The organism is Immundisolibacter sp., from assembly GCF_028696615.1.
In the GTDB taxonomy this organism is placed as follows: Bacteria; Pseudomonadota; Gammaproteobacteria; order Immundisolibacterales; family Immundisolibacteraceae; genus Immundisolibacter.
Genome location: NZ_JAQVGQ010000186.1, coordinates 1 through 5422 on the forward strand (window position 1 = coordinate 1; position 5422 = coordinate 5422).

Annotated in this window: 7 protein-coding genes; 4 read left to right on the top strand and 3 right to left on the bottom strand. The window is 69.3% G+C overall.

Annotated features, from left to right (window positions below; translation table 11 throughout):
- Positions 1-523, bottom strand: a 523-nt coding sequence (locus PHC73_RS11145) for a VOC family protein (RefSeq protein ID WP_300128075.1), incomplete at its 3' end; no start/stop codon positions are given.
- A 33-nt stretch (positions 524-556) separates the two neighbouring features.
- Positions 557-1426, bottom strand: a complete 870-nt coding sequence (locus PHC73_RS11150; RefSeq protein WP_300128078.1) for an alpha/beta hydrolase — start codon at positions 1424-1426, stop codon at positions 557-559.
- A 167-nt stretch (positions 1427-1593) separates the two neighbouring features.
- On the opposite strand from PHC73_RS11150, the gene PHC73_RS11155 reads away from it, so the two are divergent.
- Positions 1594-3210: an AMP-binding protein gene (locus tag PHC73_RS11155; RefSeq protein ID WP_300128081.1), complete on the top strand. Its 1617-nt coding sequence runs from the start codon at positions 1594-1596 to the stop codon at positions 3208-3210.
- Here PHC73_RS11155 and PHC73_RS11160 read toward each other — a convergent pair.
- Positions 3195-3782 (bottom strand): DNA-3-methyladenine glycosylase I, encoded by a 588-nt coding sequence (locus tag PHC73_RS11160; protein WP_300128083.1) that lies wholly within the window; start codon positions 3780-3782, stop codon positions 3195-3197. The genes PHC73_RS11155 and PHC73_RS11160 overlap by 16 nt on opposite strands.
- Positions 3783-3879: 97 nt before the next feature.
- On the opposite strand from PHC73_RS11160, the gene PHC73_RS11165 reads away from it, so the two are divergent.
- From PHC73_RS11165 to PHC73_RS11175, 3 genes are all read left to right on the top strand, one after another.
- Complete coding sequence (locus tag PHC73_RS11165; protein WP_366949865.1) at positions 3880-4140, top strand: hypothetical protein; 261 nt, start codon at positions 3880-3882, stop codon at positions 4138-4140.
- 43 nt (positions 4141-4183) lie between these two features.
- The gene (locus tag PHC73_RS11170) at positions 4184-5014 is read left to right on the top strand and encodes a DUF692 domain-containing protein (RefSeq protein WP_300128089.1); all 831 of its coding nucleotides are present in this window, start codon (positions 4184-4186) and stop codon (positions 5012-5014) included.
- A partial coding sequence (locus PHC73_RS11175) for a DNA-binding domain-containing protein (protein WP_300128092.1) occupies positions 5011-5422 on the top strand: 412 nt, incomplete at its 3' end. The genes PHC73_RS11170 and PHC73_RS11175, both read left to right, overlap by 4 nt.

Here is a 5422-nt window from a genome sequence, read left to right on the forward strand (position 1 = left end):
CCGGCTTGATGAAGATGTAGTCGGATATCCTGAGGCCCAGGACGCCGTAGAAGGCCATCATGGCGTCCAGGTGCCGGGTCATGAACACGATGTGCCCGAGGCCCAGATCGCCGGTCTTGAAGCCGCAGAACTCGCGTGCCGGATGGAACGGGCAGCCGCTGAGCTGGCCGTAGAACAGCTCGACGCGGTTGCCGCCCGGGTCCGTGAACACGCGCAGCTCCACCACCTTGCGAAAGGCGCGTTCGGCCTCGGTGCCGTCGGTCGGGGCATGACCCAGCGCCGCCAGTTCGGCGGTCAGCCGATCGAGCTCGGCGCGCGTGCCGACGTCCCAGCCGCTGTAGGCGAAGCCCGGCGTGGCGGCCTTGTGGATGGCGATGCGGTGGTGCTTGTCGTCCATGCGCAGGCGCAGCGCATCGGCGGTCTGGTCGACCGCCTGCATGCCCAGCACGGCGGTGGCGTACTGGCGCCAGTCGTCGAGGTCGGTGGCATTGAAGCCGACGTAGGCCAAGGTGTGCAGACTCATCGATGAGGTTCTCCGTTCGACACGGGCCGCCGCTCAGGCCCGCAGAAAATCCAGATGCAGCCGGTTGAACAGCTCGGGCTCCTCCCACTGCGGCCAGTGCGCGCTGTGTTCCAGCACCACCAGACGCGCGTCCGGGATGTGGCGCATGGCGGCCTCGGCCAGTTCCACCGGCTGGCCGGGGTTGTGGCGCGTCCACAGCACCAGCGTCGGGCAGCGGATGTCTTTCATCAGCTCCGGGCGCATCCACTGCGCGGTCCAGGCGTCGTCCACCACGCGGCCGAGCGTGGACACCGCGATCTTGCCCATGTGCTGCTGCATGCCGGGCTGGGCGTAGATGGCATAACGGACCGCCACGATCTCGTCGGTGAGGGTCTTTTCGGGCTCCGCCATCAGCCAGGCCATGCGCGCGCGCACGGCGTCCATCGTCAGATTGCCGGCGGCCTTCTTGGAGCGTTCGAGCGCGTCGATCAGCTCCTGTTTGCCCTTGTCGTTGGGCGGCGCCAGGATGCCGGTGTTCAGCACCAGCTTTGTCACGCGCTCGGGCGCGCGGATGGCGGTCCAGGCCGACACCATGGCGCCCAGCGACTCACCCGACAGACACGCCGATTCCGCCCCGATGGCGTCCATGAAGGCCAGCAGGTGATCCGACCACACCTGCATGGTGTAGTCGCCGTCGAAGCGGTCGGTGAAGCCGTGCCCCAGCATGTCGATGGCATACACGTGGAAGTGTTCGCCGTGCGCGGCGAGATTGCGCATGTACGCCTCGGCGTGGCCGCCGGTGCCGTGCAGCAAGATCAGCGGCGGGCCTTCGCCGCATTCGATGGCGCGCGTGCGGTAGCCGCCGGCCTGGTAATAGGTCTGCCGGAACGGCACGCCCAGCATGTCCACCCAGATGGTGCTCATGTTCTGGTCCTCCTCGGAACTGTGTTGTTATTGCGGGTCTCACGGCGCCACACGGCGCGCGTGTTCGCGCGGTCGCGCAGTGTAGCAGGCGGCACCGGCACGCCGACGCCGGGCGAGCGGGGTGGAATTGACAAAAATCACGTTGTCGAGAGGAAGGAGAATTTTCGATGGAACCGTTATTGGTCAAGCACATCGTCGAGCGTGCGGCGACCTGTTTCCCGCGGCGGCAGATCGTTGCCCGCACCGCCGGCGAGGGCCGCTTCGCCTATACCTATGCCGATTTCTACCGGCGCATTCAGCGCACGGCGCACGTGCTGGAGCGCCTCGGCGCCGGGCGTGGCGAGACCGTCGGCGTGCTCGGCTGGAACACCCACCGGCATCTTGAAATCGACTACGCCACGCTGTGCAAGGGCTCGATTTACCTCGGCCTCAATTTCCGCCTCGACATCGACGCCCTGGTCTACACCTGCAATCTGGCCGAGGTGCGCGTGCTGGCGGTGGATGCCGAGCTGCTGCCGCTGGCCGAACGACTGGTGGCGGCCGGTGCCAACACCATCCGGTCCTTTTTGCTGCTGGACGACGGCCCGGCGCCGACGACTCCGCTCGCGCCGCTGTTCGATTACGAAACCGAGCTCGCCCGCGCGCCGGCCGACTACGCCTTCCCGGACGACGTGGACGAGAACGCCACCGTGTGCGTCAGCTTCACCGGCGGCACCACCGGCCGGCCCAAGGGCTGCCCGTACTCGAACCGTTTCCTCGTCTTGCGCGCGCTGACGCGCCAGTCGGCGCAGTCGCTGGGCCCGTACCGCGGCGACGACGTGCTGCTGGTGATCCCGCCCATGTTCCACGCGCACGCCTTCAACCTGCCGATGGACGGCATGATCGCCGGCGCCAAACTGGTGCTGCCCGGCGCGCACCCGGACGGCCACGCCGTGGCGCGGCTGATCGCGCAGGAGCGCGTCACGCGCCTGATGGCGAACCCGGTGCTCGGCAAGCTGGTGCTGGCCGCCGCCGCCGAGCGCGAGCACGACCTGTCGAGCCTGCGCTACGTCGGTTTCGGCGGCGACATCGTGCCGCGCGACATGGCGCAGCGGTTTCTGGCGATGGGCGTGAAACTGCGCTGCGGCGGGCACGGCATGGCGGAATCGCTTGCCGACCACACGGCGGCGTTTTACGGCGAGCTCGCCGACGCCGACCCGGACGCTGCCTTCACGCGCATGCTGGACGAGAACTCGGGCCTGCCCATCGTCGGCGCGCAGGTGCGCGTGGTGCGCGAGGACGGCACGCCGGTGGCAGCCGATGGCGTCGAGACCGGCGAGATCCAGCTCCGCGGCTGGCACGTGATCGGTGAGTACTTTCGGGATGTGGCCAACACGGAGGCGCTGTTCACGGCGGACGGCTGGCTGCGCACCGGCGACGTCGGCGTGCGGTTTGCGGATTCGAGCATCGCGTTCGTCGGGCGCAGCAAGGACATGATCAAGTCCGGCGGCGAGTGGATTCCGTCGCTCACGCTCGAGCACGCGCTGTCCGAGCACCCGGCGGTGGCCGAGGTATGCGTGATCGGCGTGCCGCATCCGACTTATGGCGAGCGGCCGCTGGCGCTGCTCACCGCCCGGCCCGGCAACACGCTCGACCCGGCGGCGCTGCGTGCCTTCCTCGAAGATCGCCTGCCGCGCTGGATGGTGCCGGACTGCCTGCCGGTGGACGACATCGCCAAGACCACCGTCGGCAAGTTCAACAAGACGCTGCTGCGCGAGCGTTATCGGGCCTACTTCGCGGTCTGAACGGCGCCCGCCAGTTCGGCCCAGCGCGGGCAGCCCTGCAGGTGGTCGTTGACGAGGCCCACTGCCTGCAAATAGGCATAGCAGATGGTGCTGCCGACGAAGCGAAAGCCGCGCTGCTTGAGATCCCTGGACAGCGCATCCGACAGCGCCGTACGTGCCGGCACCTGGTCCGGCGTGTGCCATGCGTTGTGGATGGGCCGGCCGTCCACCCACTGCCACAGGTAGCGGTCGAAGCTGCCGTGCTCGGCCTGCACCGCCAGAAACGCCCGCGCGTTGTCGATCGAGGCGTCGATCTTGAGCCGGTTGCGCACGATGCCGGCATCGGCCAGCAGCCGTGCCCGGTCGGCGTCGTCGAAGGCCGCCACGCGCGCCGCATCGAAGCCGCAGTACGCCGCCCGGTAGGCCAGGCGTTTGTTGAGGATGGTCGACCAGGCGAGGCCGGCCTGGGCGCCCTCCAGGATCAGGAACTCGAACAGCACGCGATCGTCGTGCTGCGGCACGCCCCACTCGGCGTCGTGGTAGGCGATCTCGAGTGCGCGGCGAGCCCAGGGGCAGCGTCGGGAGTCGGTCATGGCAGTGCAAGGATGCCTGGTCGGGCGTGTAATGATTGGCCGCGCGCCCGGTCCAATTCGCGGCGTGTCGCGTCAACTTACCACCGAGGGGATCGAGATCATGGCCAAAAACAAGACGTCCGGCGCGCTGCTCGCCGGCGCCGCCGCTGCGCTGCTGCTGTCGGGCGCGGCGCCGCTCGCGGTCCAGGCCGAGGAGGCCAAGGTGCAGTGCCTGGGCGTGAACGCTTGCAAGGGCCAAAGCGACTGCGCCACCGCCAACAACGGCTGTCAGGGCCAAAACGCCTGCAAGGGCAAGGGCATGAAGGTGATGACCGAAGCCGAGTGCAAGGCGGCCGGCGGCACGGTCAAGTCCGACTGATGCCGGAAGCCGGGCGCCGGCGCGGTTCGGATGGCCGAACGGCATGATCCAGGCAAACCCGCCCGGCTTCGGCCTTGGCCTGCGCAAGGAGCATTTCGCCGACCTGCTGGCCGCGCCGCCGGCCGGTGTCGACTGGTTCGAGGCCATTTCCGAGAACTTCATGGTCGCCGGCGGCAAGCCGCTGGCGGTGCTCGAGCACGTGCGGCGTGACTTTCCGCTGGTGCTGCACGGCGTGTCGCTGTCGATCGGCGGCGTCGATCCGCTGAACGCGGACTATCTGGACCGCCTCGCGGCGCTGATCGACCGCATCGAGCCGGCCTGGGTGTCGGATCACCTGTGCTGGACCGGTGTCGACGGCGTGAACCTGCACGAGCTGCTGCCGCTGCCGTACACGCAGGAAAGCCTCGCCCACGTGGCCGCGCGGGTGCGGCAGGTGCAGGACCGGCTCGGCCGCCGGCTGGTGCTGGAGAACCCGTCCACGTATCTTGCCGCCGCCGGCAGTGAGATGAGCGAGTGGGAGTTCCTGGCGGCGCTCGCCGAGCAGGCCGACTGCCTGCTGCTGCTCGACGTGAACAACGTCTACGTGTCGGCCTGCAACCACGGCTTCGATCCGTGGCGGTATCTGGACGCCATCGCGCCCACGCGGGTGGTGCAACTGCACATCGCCGGGCACCGCGATGTCGATGGCCTGAAAATCGACACCCACGACGCGCCGGTGTGCGAGGCGGTGTGGGCGCTGTATGCGCGGGCGGTGCGGCGTTTTCCGCACGCCGCCACGCTGCTCGAACGCGACGCCGCCATCCCGTCGCTGCCGGAGCTGATCGGCGAACTCGACCGGGCCCGGGCCATCGCCGCCCGGCAGCAGGCGGCGTGAGCACGCTGGCCGATTTCCAGCGCGCGCTGGCGGCGCACATCCGCCACGGCGCGGCGGTGGCGCCGGGGCTGGTGGCGGACGGCCCGGTTTTGCCGGCCGCGCGCCGCCTGGCCGTGTACCACGAGGCCTATCGCCTGCGTCTCAGCGAGGCACTGGGCGAGGATTTCCCGCTGCTGCGCGCGCTGCTCGGCGATGCCGCCTTCGAGCGCCTGATGCAGCGCTACCTGGCCGCCTGCCCGTCGCGTTCGTACACGCTGCGCGATGTGGGGCGGGGGCTGTCGGGCTTTTTGGTGCGCCGGCCGGCGCTGCGCGCCACGGCGGCTTTCGAGTGGGCCTTGCTCGACGCCTTCGATGCCGCCGATGTGTCGACGCTCGCGATGGCTGACCTGGCTGCCGTGCCGGCGCAGC

Bases quoted from the DNA above. Each gene is read 5' to 3' on its own strand.
- PHC73_RS11150 (WP_300128078.1), bottom strand. From the start codon at position 1,426: ATGAGCACCATCTGGGTGGACATGCTGGGCGTGCCGTTCCGGCAGACC.
- PHC73_RS11155 (WP_300128081.1), top strand. From the start codon at position 1,594: ATGGAACCGTTATTGGTCAAGCACATCGTCGAGCGTGCGGCGACCTGT.
- PHC73_RS11160 (WP_300128083.1), bottom strand. From the start codon at position 3,782: ATGACCGACTCCCGACGCTGCCCCTGGGCTCGCCGCGCACTCGAGATC.
- PHC73_RS11170 (WP_300128089.1), top strand. From the start codon at position 4,184: ATGATCCAGGCAAACCCGCCCGGCTTCGGCCTTGGCCTGCGCAAGGAG.